The sequence below is a fragment of the Acinetobacter sp. AG3 genome (genome assembly GCF_022343575.1).
Taxonomy (GTDB): Bacteria; Pseudomonadota; Gammaproteobacteria; order Pseudomonadales; family Moraxellaceae; genus Acinetobacter; species Acinetobacter guillouiae.
Genome location: NZ_JAKQZD010000001.1, coordinates 1,245,737 through 1,266,897, shown reverse-complemented (window position 1 = coordinate 1,266,897; position 21,161 = coordinate 1,245,737). Strand labels below are relative to the sequence as shown.

General features: G+C 37.7%; 21 protein-coding genes. 9 read left to right on the top strand and 12 right to left on the bottom strand.

From position 1 onward, the window contains the following. Positions 1-18 precede the first annotated feature (18 nt). The gene (locus tag L3V46_RS05835; RefSeq protein ID WP_239045184.1) at positions 19-1,407 is read right to left on the bottom strand and encodes an amino acid permease; all 1,389 of its coding nucleotides are present in this window, start codon (positions 1,405-1,407) and stop codon (positions 19-21) included. Between the two features lie 353 nt (positions 1,408-1,760). Between L3V46_RS05835 and fahA the strand changes: the two genes are divergently transcribed. From fahA to L3V46_RS05815, 4 genes are all read left to right on the top strand, one after another. Beyond that, complete coding sequence (fahA, locus tag L3V46_RS05830; RefSeq protein ID WP_239045183.1) at positions 1,761-3,068, top strand: fumarylacetoacetase; 1,308 nt, start codon at positions 1,761-1,763, stop codon at positions 3,066-3,068. Then, positions 3,055-3,687 carry a maleylacetoacetate isomerase gene (gene maiA, locus L3V46_RS05825; protein WP_004717351.1) on the top strand — a complete coding sequence of 211 codons (633 nt, stop codon included), beginning with the start codon at positions 3,055-3,057 and terminating at the stop codon, positions 3,685-3,687. Before fahA ends, maiA begins: the two co-directional genes overlap by 14 nt. A gap of 18 nt (positions 3,688-3,705) precedes the next feature. Further along, positions 3,706-4,254, top strand: a complete 549-nt coding sequence (locus L3V46_RS05820; protein ID WP_004823238.1) for a VOC family protein — start codon at positions 3,706-3,708, stop codon at positions 4,252-4,254. Between the two features lie 491 nt (positions 4,255-4,745). Beyond that, positions 4,746-5,525, top strand: coding sequence for an IclR family transcriptional regulator (locus L3V46_RS05815; protein WP_239045182.1), 780 nt, complete (start codon positions 4,746-4,748; stop codon positions 5,523-5,525). A gap of 69 nt (positions 5,526-5,594) precedes the next feature. Here L3V46_RS05815 and hppD read toward each other — a convergent pair whose 3' ends face one another. The 4 genes from hppD to L3V46_RS05795 form a co-directional block, all read right to left on the bottom strand. Continuing rightward, entirely contained in the window at positions 5,595-6,650 is a 1,056-nt protein-coding gene (gene hppD, locus L3V46_RS05810) for a 4-hydroxyphenylpyruvate dioxygenase (RefSeq protein ID WP_004717360.1), read from the bottom strand. A gap of 322 nt (positions 6,651-6,972) precedes the next feature. Continuing rightward, entirely contained in the window at positions 6,973-7,674 is a 702-nt protein-coding gene (locus L3V46_RS05805; RefSeq protein WP_239045181.1) for a hypothetical protein, read from the bottom strand. Between the two features lie 6 nt (positions 7,675-7,680). Beyond that, positions 7,681-8,466, bottom strand: coding sequence for an enoyl-CoA hydratase-related protein (locus L3V46_RS05800; protein WP_239045180.1), 786 nt, complete (start codon positions 8,464-8,466; stop codon positions 7,681-7,683). A 283-nt stretch (positions 8,467-8,749) separates the two neighbouring features. Next, entirely contained in the window at positions 8,750-9,451 is a 702-nt protein-coding gene (locus tag L3V46_RS05795) for an IS1-like element ISPa14 family transposase (protein WP_001223318.1), read from the bottom strand. Between the two features lie 235 nt (positions 9,452-9,686). Here L3V46_RS05795 and L3V46_RS05790 point away from each other — a divergent pair, with 235 nt between their 5' ends. Beyond that, positions 9,687-10,124: a universal stress protein gene (locus L3V46_RS05790; protein WP_004823242.1), complete on the top strand. Its 438-nt coding sequence runs from the start codon at positions 9,687-9,689 to the stop codon at positions 10,122-10,124. A gap of 48 nt (positions 10,125-10,172) precedes the next feature. On the opposite strand, the gene L3V46_RS05785 is transcribed toward L3V46_RS05790, so the two are convergent. Further along, the gene (locus tag L3V46_RS05785) at positions 10,173-10,487 is read right to left on the bottom strand and encodes an MGMT family protein (RefSeq protein WP_096734820.1); all 315 of its coding nucleotides are present in this window, start codon (positions 10,485-10,487) and stop codon (positions 10,173-10,175) included. A 166-nt stretch (positions 10,488-10,653) separates the two neighbouring features. On the opposite strand from L3V46_RS05785, the gene L3V46_RS05780 reads away from it, so the two are divergent. Beyond that, a complete protein-coding gene (locus L3V46_RS05780; RefSeq protein WP_096734821.1) occupies positions 10,654-11,628 on the top strand; it encodes an alpha/beta hydrolase in 975 nt (324 codons plus the stop codon). Positions 11,629-11,751: 123 nt separating this feature from the next. On the opposite strand, the gene L3V46_RS05775 is transcribed toward L3V46_RS05780, so the two are convergent. The 3 genes from L3V46_RS05775 to L3V46_RS05765 all read right to left on the bottom strand — a co-directional run bounded on the left by L3V46_RS05775 (position 11,752) and on the right by L3V46_RS05765 (position 15,349). Beyond that, a complete protein-coding gene (locus tag L3V46_RS05775) occupies positions 11,752-13,251 on the bottom strand; it encodes a cation:proton antiporter (RefSeq protein ID WP_239045179.1) in 1,500 nt (499 codons plus the stop codon). Between the two features lie 228 nt (positions 13,252-13,479). After that, positions 13,480-14,370, bottom strand: a complete 891-nt coding sequence (locus L3V46_RS05770) for a neutral zinc metallopeptidase (protein WP_004823246.1) — start codon at positions 14,368-14,370, stop codon at positions 13,480-13,482. 52 nt (positions 14,371-14,422) lie between these two features. Further along, positions 14,423-15,349, bottom strand: a complete 927-nt coding sequence (locus tag L3V46_RS05765; RefSeq protein WP_239045178.1) for a DUF808 domain-containing protein — start codon at positions 15,347-15,349, stop codon at positions 14,423-14,425. A 196-nt stretch (positions 15,350-15,545) separates the two neighbouring features. Here L3V46_RS05765 and trpS point away from each other — a divergent pair, with 196 nt between their 5' ends. Beyond that, positions 15,546-16,559, top strand: coding sequence for a tryptophan--tRNA ligase (gene trpS, locus L3V46_RS05760; RefSeq protein ID WP_004717376.1), 1,014 nt, complete (start codon positions 15,546-15,548; stop codon positions 16,557-16,559). Positions 16,560-16,636: 77 nt separating this feature from the next. On the opposite strand, the gene lysS is transcribed toward trpS, so the two are convergent. Further along, positions 16,637-18,163, bottom strand: coding sequence for a lysine--tRNA ligase (gene lysS / locus L3V46_RS05755; protein ID WP_004717379.1), 1,527 nt, complete (start codon positions 18,161-18,163; stop codon positions 16,637-16,639). A 103-nt stretch (positions 18,164-18,266) separates the two neighbouring features. Between lysS and L3V46_RS05750 the strand changes: the two genes are divergently transcribed. Then, positions 18,267-18,983 carry a hypothetical protein gene (locus L3V46_RS05750; RefSeq protein ID WP_239045177.1) on the top strand — a complete coding sequence of 239 codons (717 nt, stop codon included), beginning with the start codon at positions 18,267-18,269 and terminating at the stop codon, positions 18,981-18,983. Positions 18,984-19,007: 24 nt separating this feature from the next. Here L3V46_RS05750 and L3V46_RS05745 read toward each other — a convergent pair whose 3' ends face one another. Continuing rightward, positions 19,008-19,451, bottom strand: a complete 444-nt coding sequence (locus L3V46_RS05745) for an SRPBCC domain-containing protein (protein ID WP_239045176.1) — start codon at positions 19,449-19,451, stop codon at positions 19,008-19,010. Between the two features lie 321 nt (positions 19,452-19,772). Here L3V46_RS05745 and L3V46_RS05740 point away from each other — a divergent pair, with 321 nt between their 5' ends. Further along, the gene (locus L3V46_RS05740; protein ID WP_004717385.1) at positions 19,773-20,276 is read left to right on the top strand and encodes a YqiA/YcfP family alpha/beta fold hydrolase; all 504 of its coding nucleotides are present in this window, start codon (positions 19,773-19,775) and stop codon (positions 20,274-20,276) included. Between the two features lie 146 nt (positions 20,277-20,422). Here L3V46_RS05740 and L3V46_RS05735 read toward each other — a convergent pair whose 3' ends face one another. Continuing rightward, positions 20,423-20,968 carry an adenine phosphoribosyltransferase gene (locus L3V46_RS05735; protein ID WP_239045175.1) on the bottom strand — a complete coding sequence of 182 codons (546 nt, stop codon included), beginning with the start codon at positions 20,966-20,968 and terminating at the stop codon, positions 20,423-20,425. Positions 20,969-21,161 lie beyond the last annotated feature (193 nt).

Sequence of the window (21,161 nt, the reverse complement as noted above, 5' to 3'; positions counted from 1 at the left end):
AAAGATTAAAATCTTTTGCTATACATCAGAATTTAACACAACATTTTGCTGTGCATTTTTTAACTTTCGTTGTTTCAGATAATAAGCAAGCATCAAACAAAGAATCCATGCTGGAATCATCATTACCGCAATACGCATATTCTCGGTAAATGACATTACCACCAGAATACCCAACATAAAGATAATGCAAAGATAATTACTGAATGGATAAGCAATACTTGGAAACTTGGTGGTCTGCCCTTGTGCTTGCATGGCTTTACTGAACTTTAAATGCGTCCATGAAATAACCACCCAGTTAATCACAATTGCAGCAACCACCAACATCATCAATAAACCAAATGCTTTTTCTGGAAATGCATAATTGAGTAGTACACATAAAACCGTAACAAAAGCTGAAACATAGACCGCATTGGTTGGAATACCGCGCTTATTAATATGCTTAAGGAACTTTGGTGCATTACCCTGTTGCGCTAAACCAAGTAACATCCGACTACTACAATAACTGGTCCCGTTATAAACCGAAACAGCTGCGGTAAGGATGACAAAATTCAGTAAGGTCGCAACACCATGACTATCCAGTGAAGCAAATACCATTACAAATGGGCTACCGCCTTCTGCCATTTGGTTCCATGGAAAAAGTGCAAATAAGATAAACAGTGTTGCAATATAAAAAATCAAAATACGATAAATAATTTGATTGACTGCTTTAGGCAGAGTTTTATCAGGATCACGCGCTTCTGCTGCAGTAATACCAAATAGCTCAATCCCACCAAAGGCAAAAATAATCACAGCCATTGCCATGACTAAACCTTCAACACCAAATGGGAAAAACCCGCCCAATGCCCAAAGGTTACTAATGCTTGCCTGTGGCCCTGCTGTACCTGTTGCAAGTAGATAGGAACCAAAGCCGATCATGGCTAGGATTGCCAAAATTTTGACGATAGAGAACCAAAACTCCATTTCACCAAAAAATTTTACATGCAATAAGTTGATACCGTTGATTAAAACAAAAAACACCAATGCTGAAATCCAAGTTGGGATTTCAGGCCACCAATATTGAATATAAAGACCAATTGCGCTCAGCTCTGCCATACATACCAAAACATTGAGTACCCAATAATTCCAGCCAGACATAAAACCTGCAAATGAGCCCCAGTATTTGTAGGCAAAGTGACTAAATGAACCACTGACCGGTTCTTGAACCACCATTTCACCTAACTGTCGCATCATTAAAAACGCAATAAATCCAGCAATCGCATAACCGAGTATGACTGAAGGACCTGCAAGCTTAATCGATTGCGAAATACCCAGAAACAATCCTGTACCAATAGCACCACCTAGCGCGATAAGCTGGATGTGCCGATTGCTTAAACCATGTTTCAGGTTTCCTTGCTCATGTTTTGACATATGATTATTCTCATCCTTGTCTCGTAATTTTTTTATTCAAAATTACGTATATCATAAGTTAATCAAAAATGCCTATATCTAATCGAAAAATAATTGATTTACTTTTCTCATAACCGCGCATATAAGCAGAAAATTCAACAAATAACAATTATTATGAATTGTGTAATTAAATTATGTATTGCGTAATCAAATATTTTCAGTATGATAGAAATCATAAGACACTGACTACTTGCTTGAGTCATTTGAACAAGGCATTTAAATAACTTTATATTTATTTGTTTTTCAAACGCTTAAGAAAAAATATCAAAGATTTTGATCACCCCTAACAAAATTAAAGACAAGGAAAGCAAATCATGAGCTCACATTTAACTTGTTTTCTTGAAATTGACTCACAATCAGATTTCACAATACATAATTTGCCCTACGGTATTTTTAGTGAAACACCCCAAGGCACAAAACGAGTGGGTGTTGCAATTGGAGATTGGGTCATAGACCTTGCCCACTTAGAGGCACATGGACTATTAGCGATCAATGGACATCAAGATTGTTTTAATCAAGCGACACTGAATAAATTTATAGAAACGGGTAAACACAACTGGCAAAAGGTTCGTACGACATTACAAAGTCTACTCTCTGCTGAAAATCCAACACTTCGTGATGATGTGGTTTTACGCCAAAACGCATTGTTTAAGCAAAATACAGTCACTTTGCACTTACCTATTCAAGTCTCTGGCTATACAGATTTCTACTCGTCCAAAGAACATGCCACCAATGTCGGAACCATGTTTAGAGATCCTAAGAATGCATTGCTTCCAAACTGGAGCGAACTGCCTGTGGGATATAATGGTCGTGCCAGCTCTGTGATTGTCAGTGGCAAAGATATTGTTCGCCCTTCTGGCCAAATCAAATTACCAGATCAAGAACGCCCTGTTTTCTCTGCAACACGTAAACTCGATTTTGAATTAGAAACTGCCTTTATCGTTGGTAAAGCGACTGAATTGGGTGAGCCTATCGCGATTGCAGATGCTTGGGAGCATATTTTTGGTATGGTTTTGCTCAATGACTGGTCGGCACGTGATATTCAACAATGGGAATACGTACCATTAGGCCCGTTTAACGCCAAGACTTTTGCAAGTGCAATTTCACCTTGGGTAGTGACCATGCAAGCACTGGAACCATTTAAAGTCAAAGGTCCAGAACAACAGCCTAAACCACTTTGCTATTTAGAAGAAAACATTGCCAACAGCTATGATATTCATCTCAGTATTGAAGTTCAAAGCCCTCAATCAGCACAAGCTGATGTAATTTGCCAAACCAACTTTAAATATATGTATTGGTCAATGGCACAGCAACTCACCCACCACACGATTGCAGGTTGCAATGTCCAAGTCGGTGACTTGATGGGTTCAGGCACAATTTCAGGTCCTACAGAAGATGCTTATGGTAGTTTGCTTGAACTGACATGGAATACCACCAAACCGCTCACCCTCTCGAATGGCGAAAAACGTGGTTTCTTACAAGATGGTGACCGTGTTGTGATGAAAGGCTATTGTGAAAAAGCAGGGATCCGAGTGGGCTTTGGTGAGGTTGCCAATAGTATTTTGCCAGCTTGCCAGTTTAACTTTCATCAAACAGAAGACTTGAGCTATGAAACTGTATAGTTATTTTCGTAGCTCTGCAGCTTATCGGGTTCGAATTGCACTGAACCTCAAACAACTGAGTTATGAAATACAGCCCGTGCATTTGGTCAAGAATGAGCAACTGCTAGAGCGTTACCAAGCACTTAATCCAAGTCAGTGTGTTCCAACTTTAGTGGATGAAGATCAAAGCTTTTTACAGTCACTCAGTATTTTGGAATATCTGGAAGAACGTTATCCAGCAATTTCATTGTTGCCTGACAATATCGTCACGCGCAGTAAAGTACGTGCTTTTGCACAAGCGATCGCCTGCGATATTCATCCGTTAAATAATTTAAGAGTCTTAAAGTATTTACAAAATGATCTCAGTCTCAGTGACGAGCAAAAAAAACACTGGTACCAACACTGGATCATAGCGGGCTTTAATAGCTTAGAAGCCCAACTACAAGATTCAAATGGGCAATTCTGTTTTGGTACACAACCGACATTTGCAGACTGTTGTTTGATTCCTCAAGTCTATAACGCCAAACGCTTTAAAATTGATTTAAGCGCTTTTGCAAAGATTGAGTCGATTAGTCAACACTGTTTAACCCTTCCTGCCTTCTTCAATGCAGCCCCAGAACAACAACCAGATTGGGAATAGAGATAAAGGAGTTTTATCATGAGCTTTGCGATTAAAAAAATTCACCATGTGGCTTATCGTTGTAAAGATGCCAAAGAAACCGTGGAATGGTATAAAAAAATGCTCAATATGGATTTTATTTTGGCCTTTGCTGAAGACCATGTGCCTTCGACCAAAGCCTTTGATCCGTATATGCATTTATTCTTAGATGCTGGACAAGGCAATGTATTGGCATTTTTTGAACTGCCTACTCAACCCGATATGGGGCGTGACGAAAATACCCCTCAATGGGTTCAACATATCGCATTTGAAGTTGAAGACCTCGATACGTTATTGATTGCAAAAGAACATCTTGAAACACAGGGTGTTAAAGTTCTTGGTGTCACCAACCATGGCATTTTCCACTCGATTTATTTCTTTGACCCCAATGGTCATCGTTTAGAACTGACCTATAACGATGTGCATGCAGATGCAAAAATTGCACGAATTACCGAAGAAATGAAATTAGAAATGCTGGAAGAGTGGAGCCGTACCAAACGTGCGCCTCAGCATACTCATTTTTTGCATGAAGACGAATTGGGCGCATAATCATGCTCAGTTGAGTATGTCGGGGGCCAAAGCCAACTGAGTACTTACTAAGTTTATTAATCGAATGATTCGTGATTTGGCATCCTAGATCTAGTTGAACACGATATTAAGCAGCTTTAATGGCACACAATGCTCGTTTTGCTGGAACTTATGTAACCTTCAACTAACAACAGCCATCAGCATTTAAAATATTGCTGTGGGACAATGCTAGAACTCATCGGTATTGAAGCGTTGTGACTCCAATACCGATTTTTATCGGCTTAACTTTAATGGTCTAGACCTTTTGATGATGTACTGTTGTTTAATAAATCATATGCAGCACTTCAAAAACAATTGTATGCTGATAACATTCACTGAGGCTCTGTTGAGATTTCATTTAAAAAGATAAGTTCTATTTTGTACAATGCTCAGGCACTATGTGTTAAATATGTAAATCAAATATCGACAGCACATCAACACTGCTAGATCGTATGCAGATTAAGGGTTATTCAATGATTGAAGAAAAGTTGTCTGGTGGGGTTCAATCACTTGAGGTGGGCTTAGCCGTTCTCAATGCCCTTTTGGAACATAATAAGCCGATTATTTTAAAAGAGCTGTCGAGTAAACTTGATATGCATCCAGCCAAGGTACACCGTTATCTTGTCAGTTTGATTCGGATGAATTATGCAAAACAACTTGAAGATGGTCAGTATGCGCTTGGTGATCAAGCTTGGCGTTTAGGTTTAAACTGTATCCAACACACCGATGTTTTACAGCTTGTTCAGCACCTTATTTATGAACTACAAAGTAAAATTGGTTGCGGGATTCAAATCAGCAAATGGTCACCTAAAGGCCCATTAGTTGTACAGTCGATTGAATCAAATCATCCGATTTCAATTGTGACCAAGGTCGGTTCGATCATGCCTTTAGTCAATTCAGCTGCTGGGCGGGTTTTTGCTTCCTATTTACCTGAAGCGCTAATCAAACCATTGATGCACTCTGAATGGGAAAAAGCAACGCTGAACCATAGTCAGGTCAAACCCACCAATTGGGACGAATTTCTTGTTTTAAAAGAAAATACTTTACGGCAAGGCATGGCAATTGCTCAAGGTGACTTGCTTGTTGGCATCAACGCTGTAGGTTTACCTATTTTCAATGCGCATCTTGCAATGGAATTTTGTATTGTTGCATTAGACAGTGAAATGTTTTTACCAGTCAACGCGGGTAGTGAAAAACTTGAATTATTTAAACGTGAAGTTGCTGCGATGAATCAATACATACAAACACGTTAATTTTTTAGTAAAAGATCGCAAAAAGCCAAAAATTAAATTCTTGGCTTTTTTGTATTGAGTACGATTTTGTTATTTGGCTTCTAATACACCACGGCGGATTTGGTCACGTTCGATTGATTCGAACAATGCCTTAAAGTTGCCCTCACCAAAACCATCGTCGTCTTTACGTTGAATAAATTCAAAGAATACAGGTCCAAGCATATTTTCAGAGAAAATCTGTAATAACAGTTTCTTCTGACCGTCTTTGGTATTGCCATCTAACAGAATACCGCGCTTTTGCAACTCTTCTGTCGGCTCACCATGATCAGGCAGACGATCTTTTAACATTTCATAATAAGTTTCAGGAGGTGCCGTCATAAACTTCAGCCCTAAACCTTTTAACTTATCCCATGTTGAAATTAAGTCATCGGTAATAAAAGCAATATGTTGAATGCCTTCTCCGTTAAAGTCAGCCAAAAACTCGGCGATTTGTCCATTGCCTTTGTCTGAGTCTTCATTCAAAGGAATACGAATCATCCCATCAGGTGCCGTCAGCGCCTTAGAAGTTAAACCCGTATATTCACCTTTGATATCGAAATAGCGAATTTCTTGGAAGTTAAAGATTTTTTCATAGAAATTAGCCCAATAATCCATGCGCCCTTTATAGACATTATGGGTTAAATGATCAATTTCATTTAAACCAGCACCACGTGGATTTCGATTTTCGTCATCAAAGAATACAAAATCATTTTCATAAATATCACGATCGACCAAGAAAATTGGCATACCGCCTATCCCTTTAATCGCTGGGATATTTAATTCCATTGGTCCTGCTTGCGAATACATTGGCTCTGCGCCAAGTTCAATTGCATTTTTAAAAGCTTTGGCTGCATCACGTGTTCTAAACCCCATTGCACATGCTGATGGGCCATGTTCTTTAAAGAAGAATGATGCATAAGATTCAGGTTGGTAATTCAAGATAATATTGATATTACCCTGACGCCATAAATAAACTTTTTTTGATTTATGCTTTGCGACTTTAGCAAAACCAATTGCTTCAAAGATTTGATCTAATCCATTTTCTGTCGAAACAAACTCAATAAAAGCAAAGCCACATAGTTCTAATGGGTTATCTAAAATATCCATCTAGTTTCCCTTATTTGAATAAATTCATCCGTTTTTTAATGCCGAGAAAAGATCACAGGTATTTAGGTCAATCGACAAAACATCCTGATTTGAACTCTTCCTTTCCATAATTTAGTCCATGTAAAGCGCTAACCTTGAACTGCATTTACACTGACGCTTAACTCTAAATTTATCCTACAAGAAAGCTTTAATTTATGCAATACATAATCAAATTATGTTATGTGTAATTTTATTTCTTATTCTAATAACCTCGAGCACACTATTTTCGCGCAAATAGCATTACATTATTATGAGACTTTTCTACTAGCTTTGATGTTTCAGGTTAAAACGCTTCCCAACTTAAATCGTTATAATTCAATATCCATTGATAATACGTTTTCCCAATGTTCTTAAACTCAATAGATAAATTTGAACTAGTTTCATCATGGCAATCTGTTGAGTTTTCATATTCCTCTTGAGAAAAACACGCTCGAATCCGCTCATAAGAATGAAAAGGTGTATCAGCCAGAGCCAGTTTATATACACCATTCGGCTCTAACATGACAAAGTCTGCAATCTCTTCCAATCGCCCACCGCCTGAATAACTCACGCTCCAGCGCTTTACCACAGCAATGGCGAACTTTTGACGATTTAAAGGATAAAATGCTGGATAAATACGAATACCATCACTACTTAACACTTCATCCATAGGACTTTTACTATGGTGTTGATAATGCTTGAAATTCCAAGAATTCAGCATGACATACTGATTATTTTCTTTTACGAATTCAATTAATTGAGGTGTTTTGTCTATTAAATATAAGTGATTATCTTTAATGGTTTTCTTTTTCCAAACCTCTGCATTGTTAGTACAGCTTATTTTTAATGCTTGGCAAATGTGCGTGACTTGAGCTGTTTCAGTATTCATTTTAACCCATGGAATTGCTTTGATTTGATCCGCAATTGCCTGCTGTGAGAAAAACAAGAGTCCAGCGTACATCATCCATTTTAATGTCTTGATCGATTGCATCTTATGGATAAACATCGTTATTTATCGTCCTTTAAAATTTGGCTTATCTTTCATTAAAAAAGCGCGAACACCTTCTAAAAAATCTGCTGACTGCCCTGCCTGTCTTTGCAAATCCTGCTCAACTTTAACTTGGCTGGTAAAATCATTTTGCATGCTGAACCGCATCGCTTGCTTAATCAAAGCAAAACTCAGGCTGGCTTGGGTTGCCAAATGCTCAGCTAAAGCAACAACCTCTATCTGTAACTGATCATCTTCTACCACTTTATAAATCATTCCCAATCGTTCAGCTTCATCTGCACTGATTTTTTCGGCAGTCAGCATCAATGCTTTGGCCTTGGCAAAGCCGATCATACGCGGCAATAACCAAGTTGCACCACAGTCTGGAATTAAGCCAATTTTACTAAAGATTTGTGAAAAGCTTGCAGACCTTGCTGCAATCACGATATCGCATAACAATACTAAGCTCGCTCCCGCACCAGCTGCAACGCCATTTACAGCACAGATGATCACTTTTGGTAGTGTATTGATGAGCGCTAATAAAGGATTAAAGTATTTTTCCAAGACCAAACCCAAGTCTATAGCACCGCCATCAAATAAATCTGGGTTTATCGCCTGACCTGCGCAAAATGCTTTTCCAATCGCAGCAATCACAATAATGCGGATTTCGTTATCATCTTTCCATTGTGTTAAGACCTCTACAATTTCAAGGCACATTTGCGGTGTAAAGCTATTGAATTGTTCAGGCCGATTTAAGCTCAAATATCCAACTGCATTTTTTTCTTCGACTATAATTGTTTGATATTCCATTGTCTTTTCCTTTTAATCCATGGTTTAAATTGTAATGTCCTATTATTTTCAGTATGTATATTTAAAACATTTTAAAGGAAGAACTGGATTTACAATTTGCCAATTGTTTCATTCAGCCTCTATATTTTCTCAATTGTGTATGGCTTTTGTTTAAACAATTTAAAGCTTTATTTTGATCATGCTTGATTGCATCTCGATCTTTATTTTATTGATTGATTTATCTTTTTATTCAGCTGCATTTGCAAGCAAAAAAACGGGTGGTGTTTCAAAAAGTATGCTGACATTAAATGAAGCCATTATTGATGTAAAAAAAGGTTAAGTCGAAAGCTTTAAAATGGTTTTCAATCTTTTTTGAAAAATTACAACTCCTTCTAAAACCGCGCCTAATTCGATGCCTTATTTTGCAATTATTACCTTCAATACCTACAGTAAAAAATTTACCAATACTTTGCTTGCAGTTTTTAAAAGCAGTTATGAAACTGTCCCAATGATCACTTGCAATTCGGGTGTAGTGAATACCTAATTGTTTAAGCTTTGTCTTCAATCGTTGAACTGTAGCTAAGTCTCTTTTACCCCAAACATAAGCAACAATCTCACCTGTTTCTCGATGGTAGGCGTAAATAAGCCATTGTTTATTATTTTTATTTCCCACAAAAGTCCAAAACTCATCAACTTCAAGAGACTCATAATGACTTTGTTTAGGCTGAATTTGGTAGGTCGATTCGGTTAAAGTACGTAAAACTTTACCGATACTGATTCGCTCAACTTCAGCGATATCTCGTATACCACTACCTCTGACCATCAACTGTAATATTTTTCGAGTAATGCCTGAATTACATCCTAGATAGCTCAGAGCATGGTCACCAATAAACTGACGTTTACAGTCTTTGCACTGATAGTTTTGTTTCCCATCTACTTTGATGCCATTTTTCTTTATACTGTCACTGAGGCAGGTTGGACATTTGATTTCTAGAGTTATTCGCATTTCTCTATTTTATCAAAATTCAACCTGCTTTGTTTCAGCATACTTTTTGAAACACCACCAAAAAACGATGTAACTTGATGCCAATGCTTTTAATTAAATTTATGATATTTATATGAATTATCCCTACACATTTACTCGGTTTTATTCATCTCATATTCACGTTATGATGACTTTATAGACTTAGAATTGTAATAAATATTCAACTCAGCTTTTCGATAAAATAAGGAAAATAGACATGGCTTATCAAAATATCCTCGTTCCTGTTGATGGTTCAGAAACTTCATTATCTGTTGTGAAACATGCGGTTGAATTTGCCAAAGCATTTAACAGTAAAATCACGGTTGTACAGGTGATGACTTTAGACCCTTATATTGCATCAGAATATTTGGCGCATGGTCAAAGCAATATGCTGATTGAGCGTGCTCGTGAATTTATTCAATCCAATATCAATGTAGCAAAAGATCAATTTGCTGCAGAAGGTGTGCATGTTGAAACACGTTTACTCGAAGGTGAAAATATTGCACATACCTTAAATCAAGCTGTGCAGGATTTAAAAATTGATTTGGTCATCCTCAGTTCACATGGTCGTACCGGACTGAAAAAAATCATTATGGGTAGCGTAGCGCAAAGCTTATTAACTGAATTACAAATCCCTGTTTTAGTAATTAAATAATTTTCACCATTTGTTTTAAAGATTCCTCACTATCTTTATAGTGAGGAACTAAGGTGCCCATTGATATTTTTTTAGATTTATTTTGCCATCAATAACCACAACATCCTCAGCCAATAACTTTGCAGTCTGAATACACATTCCCTTTTCATCCAGCTTTTTTAAGCTGATTCGCCCTTGTGAATTAACCACGCGATACCAAGGGATATCATGATCTTCAGGTAACTGTCCTAATACACGCCCAACCAACCGTGCATGTTTGGGTAAGCCTGCATATTTGGCAACTTGACCATAACTGGCAACTTTACCTTGGGGAATTTGTATGATGACATTTAAAATCATCTGAGCGAGTTCATGATTTGACATTTTTTAGATCGCTCAAGTAATAAAAAATAATATTCATAATCATCTTGGCAAACAGCGTTAAATTGACTTTGAAAATAGGCTTTCAACATTTTAGGCAAATGTAATTTGACTGTACATAATCTAATCTTAAATCGTACCTCAAATACAACAACAAGAGTATTCAAAGATGAAAGGAATCTTCAACAAACTGATTTTATCGACGGCATTGGCAATGGGTTCTGTGGTAACAGTAGGCTTATCGACCACAAGCTATGCTGCTCCAGCGATTGACATTCAAAGTGTGCTTCAACAAGAACGTGCATGGGCGGGCATGGAAACCAAACGTGTAAAAGTCGGTGATATTGATTGGGCTTATAGTGAAGGCGGACCAGCTGGCAAACCTACCATTATGCTCGTTCATGGCCTAGCTGGAAGTCGTGACAACTGGAATCGTGTGGCACGTTACTTAACGCCTTATTACCATGTGATTATTCCTGATCTTCCTGGTCAAGGTGACAGTAAAGTCCCTAACGATTTTGATTATTCATTGCCCAATCTCACTGAAAAATTACGTCGTTTTGCTGAAGCCATTAAAGTAGACAATGGCTTAAATGTCGCTGGTCACTCGATGGGTGGTTCGATTTCCTTACTTTACGCAGCACAATACCCTGTTGATACCAAATCTTTATTTTTAATTGATAGTGCAGGTGTATTTAAATCTGCCAATACTCCTTATTTAAAAGATCCGACAACTTTACGTAATATGATTGTCAGCAAACCTGGCGATTTTGATCGTTTAATGAAAATTGCCACCAGTCTACCGCCTTTTATTCCTAAAGAATTAAAAGATGCTCAAGAGAAATTGATGATTAGCCAATCGGCAAACACCACCAAATTGGTTGAACAGCTGATTGTGATGTCTAAATTATTTACCCCAGATTCTTTTGCCATTGCAGCACGTTCGATTGACCAGCCGGTATTGATTGCATGGGGAGATAAAGACCAAATTATCAATGTTGAAGCTGCGGCTGAACTCAAAGGCTTATTGAAAAATGCACAAGAGCCAATCATTCTAAAAGGAGTCGGGCATTTACCGATTTTAGAACAAGAGCAACTTTTGGTGAAACCTTACCTCGATTTCTTAGGCAAAAACGCAAAATAACAGCTCCAATAAAAAAGCCAGTATTGTTACTGGCTTTTTTATTGCGACAAACGTTTAAGAATATTGAAGTTTTAGCTTCTTAATTTTATACCTTAACTATTCATTTGACTGAATGCACTGCATTTAGAAGTTACCAGGATTTTCCAATCGCTTCATTTCCTGCGCTTTTTCAGGATGATGTACAGAGGCCACACCATCTGCAGCTTTCTTGTCAACCAAGGCTTCTGGGTTATAAATGGTGATGGTTTCATGCCCTTCGTTATCTTCACCCACAATATATTTGATGCCTTTACGGTTCATTTTATTGCACATGCGCTGATACCAACCTTTGAAACCTTGGGTTTCTTCATTTGGATTGTAATAAAAGGCATTCATGACTGCAGGTAAACCCAAACCACAGACGACCCCTGAAAGTAATACGCTGATAAAGGTATAACCAATTAGAATACTACTGTAGTCACGTAACTCAGGGACGTTTGCCACAGCAAGAATCAGTGCAAGTGAAATCCCCCCACGAACCCCTCCCCAAGAAAGAATAGCCAGACTACCGTTATAGCTTTTTTTGCGGAATGATGGGAAAAATGCAAAAGCTAAATAATTTGCGGCAAAACGAGAGAGATGCAAGGCAAAGAAAGCAAAAAAACCACCAAGAATCAGACTTGTGCTTAAATCTAAAATAAAGATTTCTAGACCAATCAAGGTAAAGAGAAAAGAATTAATAATCCCTTCTACCGTATGCCAAAAATGATTGACCTCACGAATTTCACGATCCTGTAAAATTTCTTTCCATTTATTACCGACAATTAAACCGCCAATCACACAGGCAATCGGAGCGGATGCATGGGCAAATAATGCAACCAGATAAGAACCACATGCCAATAATGCAGTGGTAAGAATCAAAGACTCCATCTCATGTTTACCACGTAATAAACGCAAGATTCCCAGACCAAAAGCCCAACCAATAATCACCGCAACCACAATTTCATATAAGAAAGTTTGTAGTGTTGCAGCTAAACTAAAATGCTCTCCTTCAAGAACATTTAATAAAGTCATGAAAACGGCGATACACATTGCGTCATTAAATAAGGACTCACCTTCCAACTTAACAATCAGATGATGCGGCGCACGTACTGAACTAAGCACACCTTTGATCCCAATCGGGTCTGTCGCACCTAAGGCAGAACCCAGTAACAACAAAACTAAAATTGGAACGGGATTGCCAATCAAGAATTGGAAACCAAACACCAATCCTGCAAAAAATACAGCACAGAGCAGTAAAGCAATCGTTGCCAAGATACTAATCGGCTTCCAATAAACTTTTAAATCTGAAACCTTAAATTTAAGTGCTGAAGAGGTCAGAATGAAGCAAATGACACCATTGACTAAAAAATCATAAAAATCGACATGCCGTACAGCTTCTTCAATATTATGGATGTTAATCGAGATAAATTGATTGCCATTGAGTAAGCTGGCACCCCATTGCAAAATAAAGACAAAAATTGCAGAAACAATGGGAACACCAATGGCTTGAGGGAAACCTAATATTCGCTTATTAAAAATTGTAGTCGCGATAGAAAGCGCAAAAATGACTGTAAAGACCTGAAGAAAGAAATAGTTACCCATCCGAAACCTGTTTTAGATTTTTAATTTAAATGCACATCAAACACTCAATCATTTTTTTATAAAATATAAAATAAGAGACCATTTAACAATCTAGATAATTGTACAAAAAAAACTGAAATATGATGATTACTGGTTATATTTTTTAACATAAAAAGCGCTTAAAAAAAATTGATTGAGAAAAAAAGAGAACATGATGTTCTCTTCTTTAACCCAACAATCCCTAGCTATCTATTTAAAGGTATCACACGCATTGATATCACCCGAATTCATACCAATGTTAAACCATTGCATACGTTGCTGACTGGTGCCATGCGTAAAGCTGTCTGGTACCGCATAACCACGTGCTTTTTTCTGCAAGTAGTCATCACCAATTTTTTCAGCAGCATCCATCGCCTCTTCAATATCACCCTGTTCTAAGAACTGGGTGCGTTGTTGTGTACGATTGGCCCAAACCCCAGCCAAACAATCCGCTTGTAATTCTAAACGTACTGAAAGTTGATTGCCCTGAGTTTCACTGGCACGCTGGCGTGCTTGTTGAACCTGAGACGATATTCCCAATAAGTTTTGGACATGGTGCCCAACTTCATGCGCAATTACATAGGCTTGTGCAAAATCACCCGCTTCATCTTTAGCTGAAAGCTCGGATTGATTTTTTTCTCCAGAGATGCCCATCTGTTGGCGCATATCTTTAAAGAACTGGGTATCGATATACACTTTTTGATCTGCTGGGCAATAAAATGGCCCCATCGCAGATTGAGCCGTACCACAGCCTGATTGTATCGCACCACTAAACATTACCAGTTTAGGTGAAACGTACTGTACACCTTGTTGTTGGAAAATCGGTTTCCAAGTATCTTCGGTATCTGCCAAAACGGTTTTAACAAAAGATGCCGTTTCCTGCTGTTCAGGGGTTAAATTAGTGGGAGCAGAATTTTGACTTGCTCCAGCCGAAGTCACCTGTTTGGTCGCTTGATAGGCTTGCTGTGGGTCAACACCAAAGAATTTCCATGCAACAAAAGCGACGATTAAGCCCAGGATACTAATCCCACCTGCTTTTACGCCCCCACCGCCACGGCGATCTTCGACATTATCACTTTCTCTACGTCCTTTCCAACGCATAGATCGGTCCTTTTTATTTTAAATTGGCTATCGTTTAGGATGTGCTTTGCATTTAGGCTGTTGTGGATTTACCACGAACTTTTTGAATAAGTCCAACAACCAATACCACGGCAAAACCTGCGACGATACCAATCAGTAAATTGATTAACGTTGGTGTTAATGCACCAATAACACTACCAACAGTTGGAATATGTTGAATATGATCAACGGCTTCTTCTGACCAATGATGCAAAGTTGATACCGCATGGGTGATGATCCCCCCACCGACAAGGAACATTGCGATGGTTCCGACAATCGTTAAGGTTTTCATTAACTTTGGTGCAAATACCAGTAAACCACGGCCAATGCTTTGTTTAACATTTGATGCTTGTTGAGTTAAGTACAAACCTAAATCATCAATCTTTACAATCATAGCGACAAAGCCATAAACACCGACCGTCATTAAAATTGCGATGACAGATAGCACCATCACTTTGGTACCAAATGCTGCCGTGGCAACAGTGCCTAAAGAAATCACCACAATTTCAGCAGAAAGAATAAAGTCTGTGCGTATCGCACCTTTAATTTTATCTTTTTCAAATGTGGCTAAATCAGTTTCGATTTGTTGTAATTCTTCTTGTGCAGCCTCACCTGTTTTGGCTTTTTTATGCTGCAAACTATGTAGAACTTTTTCAACGCCTTCATAGCAAAGAAACAAACCACCAATCATTAACAATGGATTAATCAACCACGGTGCAACCACACTGATCAGCAAAGCCAAAGGCACTAAAATTAATTTATTGATAAAGGAGCCTTTCGCGACACCCCATACCACAGGAAGCTCACGCTCTGCTCTTACACCACTCACTTGTTGTGCGTTCAGTGCTAAATCATCACCTAAAACACCCGCAGTTTTTTTAGCCGCCATTTTACTCATGACGGCAACATCATCGAGCACTGCTGCGATATCATCTAATAATATTAATAGACTACTTGCCATTTTTTATCCAAAATTTTAGTTATCCTGTCATTTTAAAGTGAAAATTCATTTTTCTATATAAAATTTTGTAGATTTTCACATTTATTGATAAAAATTGGTTCTACACCATTTTTCGCTGACATTAAAATAAATTATCTCGTACAATAGTGCCCATTCATAAAACACGACTGTCTATACAAAGACTTTGGAAGCGATAATGACGAATCAAGATAATCGTCCTGTGATTTTGACAGGCGACCGTCCTACTGGACAACTACATTTGGGACATTTTGTAGGTTCTTTGCGCTCACGAGTAGGCTTACAAGATTCTCATCATCAACACCTCCTTCTCGCAGATGCTCAAGCTTTAACAGATAATGCGGATAACTTTGAAAAAGTTCGTCGTAATATTCTTGAAGTAGCAACAGACTATTTAGCAGTCGGCATTGACCCAACAAAAACCACAATCTGTGTTCAATCTTGCTTACCCGCGTTGAATGAACTCACCATGTTGTATTTAAACTTTGTGACGGTTTCTCGTTTAGAACGTAACCCAACCATCAAAGCTGAAATTCAATTACGGGGTTTTGAGCGTGATATTCCAGCAGGTTTTCTTTGCTACCCTGTTGCACAAGCTGCCGATATTACTGCATTTAAAGCCACTGTCGTGCCAGTTGGTGAAGACCAAATTCCAATGATCGAACAGACCAATGAAATTGTTCGTCGTTTAAACCGTCAAATTGGACAAGAAGTTTTACCTGAGTGTAAAGCGCTTTTATCCAATATGAGCCGTTTACCTGGCTTTGATGGTAAAGCCAAAATGTCGAAATCATTGGGCAATACCATCGTGTTAGATGCAACAGATAAAGACATCAAAAAAGCAGTCAATGCAATGTATACCGATCCAAACCATCTGCGTATTGAAGATCCAGGTCAGGTTGAAGGAAATATTGTCTTTACTTATTTAGATGCTTTTGATCCAAATAAAGAAGAAGTTGAAGAACTTAAAGCGCATTATCGTCGTGGTGGTTTAGGCGATGGTACTGTGAAAAAACGTCTTGAAGGTGTGTTAAAAGAGTTGATTACACCAATCCGTGAGCGTCGTATGGAACTTGCCAAAGATCCAGATTACATCATGGATATCTTAAAAACTGGTACGGAAAAATGCCGTATCATCACTCAAGATACTTTAGATGAAATCAAAAATGGTTTAGGCGTATTTCATTTCTAAAATGTGCTGATTGTCTAAGCAAAAAAAGCCACTGAATTCAGTGGCTTTTTTTACAACATCTTTTATAACATCATAAATTAATTTTTATGACGCATATGTGGGAATAAGATCACATCGCGGATACTTGCTGCATTGGCAAATAACATCACCAAACGATCGATACCAATACCTTCACCTGCTGTAGGAGGTAAACCGTATTCTAATGCTTCAATAAAGTCAGCATCGAAATGCATTGCTTCATCATCGCCCGCATCTTTTTCAGCAACTTGCGCTTGGAAGCGTTCAGCTTGGTCAATTGGATCATTTAATTCCGAGAAACCATTTGCCAACTCACGACCACCGATAAAGAATTCGAAACGGTCAGTGATATGTGGATTATCATCATTTCGGCGTGCTAACGGCGAAGTTTCCGCAGGATATTCAGTAATAAATGTCGGCTGACGTAATTGAGTTTCAACAGTTTCTTCAAATACGATGGTTTGTAGTCGACCTAAACCAAAACCTGGCTTAACTTGCTCTTTTAACTCTTCACGAATAAATGTTGCCAAGAATTCACGATCCGAAACATTTTCAGCAGTGAAATTTGGATTATGCTCAAGAATCGCATCAAACATCGAGATTTTCTTAAATGGACCTTTGAAGCTATACACTTCTTCACCATAAGGAACATCTGTTGAACCCAAGATGTCGATTGCTAATTTTTCAAGCATACCTTCTGTCAAAGCCATGAGATCTTTGTAATCAGCATAAGCTTGATAGAATTCAATCATGGTAAATTCTGGGTTATGACGCGTTGAAACACCTTCATTACGGAAGTTACGGTTAATTTCAAATACACGTTCAAAACCACCAACAACCAAACGTTTTAAGTAAAGCTCAGGTGCAATACGCAAGAATAATGGCATATCTAATGCATTATGGTGTGTTTCAAATGGACGCGCTGACGCACCACCTGGAATCACATGCATCATCGGAGTTTCAACTTCCATAAAACGTTCATTGATGAGATAGTTGCGAATACCTGACACAACTTTTGCACGAATTTCAAAAGTTTTACGTGTTTCTTCATTCACAATTAAGTCTAAATAACGTTTACGGTATTTTACTTCTGTGTCATTCAAACCATGAAACTTGTCTGGAAGTGGACGAAGCGATTTCGTCAATAATTCAAAATGTTCAATATGAACATATAAATCACCTTTGCCAGAACGACCGATATAACCTTGAACAGCAATAATATCGCCAAGATCTAGACTTTTCACAGTTTCTAGAACTTCAGGTGCAAGCTCTTTACGTGGCACATACAATTGAATACGGCCGGTCATGTCTTGAATCACAATGAATGAACCACGGTTCAACATCACACGACCCGCTACAGATACGTGAACTTGCTCGCCTGCTTCAATTTGTTCTTTAGATTGATCTGCAAATTGTTCTTGTAGATCTTGCGCATAATGCTCACGCTTAAATGTGTTTGGCCATGGGCTAACACCGGTTTCCTTGGCGTGATCTTGAATTTGCTTTAACTTGGCATGACGCTGTGCAATTAAATCGTTTTCGGAAATGTGTTGTTCAGAAGTCGATTGAGCGTTATGTTGCGTCATCTCTGCCTCGATTATATTAAAAAACGGAAGTTGCATAGCATAGCAGATTTACAACATAATGCGTATGAATATAACTCTACGAACCATGTAAAAATTAAAAATCATGAATAAATACTGGCAAGGATTCGCCCAAAGTATCATTCTTTTCAATGTTTTGTGGTTTTCAACTGTGGTTGATGCCGAGCAAATCGTTGTTATGAGCAATACGCAAAAAGATCTTCCCATAAAAATTGAAAGCACCAATCTCAATAATCAAGATTATATTTGGCAATTAGAAATCGTTCCAAATCGAACCAGTTTACAAAGCCAAGTCAAATTAATGAATCCACACTCCACTCAAAAAGCACTCAATTTAAGGGCTTTAGAACTGGCAAAAAAACTCACTCTGGATCAATTACCACAAGTCAGTAATGATTTTAAAAATAAAACCCTCAATGTTGATGAACAAAACATCGCAAAAATAAAATATTATTATGGGAAATACATTCTGTTTATTAAATTTCCAACCCGCATCCAATACGCCATAAAACCCAACTTTTCACAAGTACAAAGCGCTTTAGAACCCTTTTGTGATCAAAGTAAGACACCACCTCAGAATAAAATTAAATTTGATCAACAAGGTAATATCTCGCTCTCAGCAAAATTTTTGGTAAATACACAAGGGCAAATCCTAAATATCCGTTACAGCCCTTTAATTCACGAACAAATGAAGTCGATACTGCAACCTTTACTAGAAAAAATTCGCTTCCAACCACGTAATGAAAATGGTGTGGCAAAATCATTTTCTATTGAACAACCCCTGATTATTCAATGCCATTAAACAATAATGAAAGTGCTAAGTTTCTTAATGGTTTTGTTCAGCCAATGATTTGACTATGGCAAACCCTTGCTGGAAAGCACGATCCATCATGTCCTTATATTCCTCAGAGGTTTCTATTTCAGCAGATAATGTGGTTGTTGCACCCTGTTCATTTAAGAAATATTTTTCTAAAGAGCCACTCCAACTTTGAACATCTGCACTTGTTGAATCTAAAACACCATTTTTCAAAACACCCAAATGTTTAAATACCACTTTTTTAAACTGCTCCAACTCTACAATGGTGGCGACCATACCATTACCACTGGCATCCTGAAATAAGGTTTCCCCGCCAATTTTCCAGTCAGACTGCATTCGCGAAGTTTCCGAAAACGGTTGGGTCCATTTGGAATAAGTATGGGTATCCCACAGGATATTCCATACTGTTTGTGCATTCGCTTGAATGACAATGTCATAGCTTAAAGTCATCATTTCTTTCTCTTATTTTATTGATCCAATCTATAGCTTAGTACAATAAAAACCCAGAATGATTAATTTTTGTTAATAAAAATCCATCACCCTAAAAATTTAAACCTAAACATTCAATATGTTAAACAATAAATAACAAGCATATTGATCTGTTACACAACACTCTTAGACCAAAATCTAAGTTTTTAAAAAAGTGCAGCTAAGTAGAATATTTGAATATAAAAATAGTTAAATGGAAAATTTTAAATCCATTGATAACTTTTTCTAGCTTTGTTCAATTTCTACCTTTGCTCAATAAAGAAAGACCATATGAAAACGATAACAATGAAGAGTATTCATTCTAAAATCTTATTTTTACATGGACTAGATTCATCTAAAGAATCGACAAAATTCCATGCCATTAATGCTGAAAAAAAATATTGTATTAACGTGGATTATCGTAACCTTAACTACAAAACGGTTGAGTGTTTTTATCACGATATTATCGAAAAGATTAAACCCGATTTACTGGTAGGTCATAGTTTAGGGGGGTATTGGGCATTAAAAATGTCACAGCAACATCGAATTCCTGCAATCCTTGCCAATCCGAGCTTAAATCCAGATTTCCGTGAAGACTATGCAGCGATTGATGAACATGATTTAGACCATGACATTCCACAAATTGCTTATCTGGAACTGGGTGATGAGGTTTTAGATATGTATAAAGTGCTTGAGCAATTAGAGTCATATATGCAGATTGAAGCTGTTGAAGGTGGACACCATCGTTTAGTCCAACCTGAAAACCTAAATCATTTAATTGAATATATGGAACAAACCTTTATTGCTTGAAATAAAATCTTCAAAGTACAGTTCGCCGCTCTCTAACTAAAAAAGCCTTGTATTTACAAGGCTTTTTTCACGACAAGACAGACAAACAAATGATTTAAGTATTTAATCACAAGCAGGTAGCCCGAAAACTTAACCTGTTATTGCCTTTAAGCAACCGCTTTTTCAACTGGCTTGGAATGCTCATCGAGCACTGACCAAATCTTTAAACCAAGATCTTGATGTAAATCAGGCAGGTCAAGAAAAATACTTGCACCCAATACTGTATGTTGGCATTTATGCATCAATTGATTGACAGCTTTTAAAGTACCGCCTGTAGCCAATACATCATCTACAATAATCACTTTTTGTGCTGCGATATCCGCTGACATTTCCAAGCGATCTAAACCATATTCTAAGCTATAGCCCACACCAACCACTGGAGGTGGCAACTTACCTGCTTTACGAACCAATAATAAGCCTTTGCCAGTACGTTGTGCCAATAAGCTGGCTAAAACAAAACCTCGTGCCTCAACTGCAACAAAACTATCCACGGCATCCAATTGCTCTACAGGAATACTCGCAATCAATGCATCGGTTAACTCCACAAGATTGTTCATAAACAATGGGGTTAAATCATAAAAACAAATACCTGGTTTTGGGAAGTTTTGGACAGTACGAATACTTGACCACAAAGCAGTAGACATGTTCATCATGGGGGGAGATTAAAAAAGATAAATAATACGTGAATTTTAACGTTTATTAGCCAAAATTGACAGCAGCTCGCTACCTGTTTAATATTAAATTCACGCTAAGTTATTGAATTTATTAAGTCCATTTTCATACAAAATAATGGCTATAGAATGAGCTAATTTTAGCTTAATATTTTTGGCTAAAATATTCATCTAG

Bases quoted from the DNA above. Each gene is read 5' to 3' on its own strand.
- L3V46_RS05835 (WP_239045184.1), bottom strand. From the start codon at position 1,407: ATGTCAAAACATGAGCAAGGAAACCTGAAACATGGTTTAAGCAATCGG.
- fahA (WP_239045183.1), top strand. From the start codon at position 1,761: ATGAGCTCACATTTAACTTGTTTTCTTGAAATTGACTCACAATCAGAT.
- maiA (WP_004717351.1), top strand. From the start codon at position 3,055: ATGAAACTGTATAGTTATTTTCGTAGCTCTGCAGCTTATCGGGTTCGA.
- L3V46_RS05820 (WP_004823238.1), top strand. From the start codon at position 3,706: ATGAGCTTTGCGATTAAAAAAATTCACCATGTGGCTTATCGTTGTAAA.
- L3V46_RS05815 (WP_239045182.1), top strand. From the start codon at position 4,746: ATGATTGAAGAAAAGTTGTCTGGTGGGGTTCAATCACTTGAGGTGGGC.
- hppD (WP_004717360.1), bottom strand. From the start codon at position 6,650: ATGGATATTTTAGATAACCCATTAGAACTATGTGGCTTTGCTTTTATT.
- L3V46_RS05805 (WP_239045181.1), bottom strand. From the start codon at position 7,674: ATGTTTATCCATAAGATGCAATCGATCAAGACATTAAAATGGATGATG.
- L3V46_RS05800 (WP_239045180.1), bottom strand. From the start codon at position 8,466: ATGGAATATCAAACAATTATAGTCGAAGAAAAAAATGCAGTTGGATAT.
- L3V46_RS05795 (WP_001223318.1), bottom strand. From the start codon at position 9,451: ATGCGAATAACTCTAGAAATCAAATGTCCAACCTGCCTCAGTGACAGT.
- L3V46_RS05790 (WP_004823242.1), top strand. From the start codon at position 9,687: ATGGCTTATCAAAATATCCTCGTTCCTGTTGATGGTTCAGAAACTTCA.
- L3V46_RS05785 (WP_096734820.1), bottom strand. From the start codon at position 10,487: ATGTCAAATCATGAACTCGCTCAGATGATTTTAAATGTCATCATACAA.
- L3V46_RS05780 (WP_096734821.1), top strand. From the start codon at position 10,654: ATGAAAGGAATCTTCAACAAACTGATTTTATCGACGGCATTGGCAATG.
- L3V46_RS05775 (WP_239045179.1), bottom strand. From the start codon at position 13,251: ATGGGTAACTATTTCTTTCTTCAGGTCTTTACAGTCATTTTTGCGCTT.
- L3V46_RS05770 (WP_004823246.1), bottom strand. From the start codon at position 14,370: ATGCGTTGGAAAGGACGTAGAGAAAGTGATAATGTCGAAGATCGCCGT.
- L3V46_RS05765 (WP_239045178.1), bottom strand. From the start codon at position 15,349: ATGGCAAGTAGTCTATTAATATTATTAGATGATATCGCAGCAGTGCTC.
- trpS (WP_004717376.1), top strand. From the start codon at position 15,546: ATGACGAATCAAGATAATCGTCCTGTGATTTTGACAGGCGACCGTCCT.
- lysS (WP_004717379.1), bottom strand. From the start codon at position 18,163: ATGACGCAACATAACGCTCAATCGACTTCTGAACAACACATTTCCGAA.
- L3V46_RS05750 (WP_239045177.1), top strand. From the start codon at position 18,267: ATGAATAAATACTGGCAAGGATTCGCCCAAAGTATCATTCTTTTCAAT.
- L3V46_RS05745 (WP_239045176.1), bottom strand. From the start codon at position 19,451: ATGATGACTTTAAGCTATGACATTGTCATTCAAGCGAATGCACAAACA.
- L3V46_RS05740 (WP_004717385.1), top strand. From the start codon at position 19,773: ATGAAGAGTATTCATTCTAAAATCTTATTTTTACATGGACTAGATTCA.
- L3V46_RS05735 (WP_239045175.1), bottom strand. From the start codon at position 20,968: ATGATGAACATGTCTACTGCTTTGTGGTCAAGTATTCGTACTGTCCAA.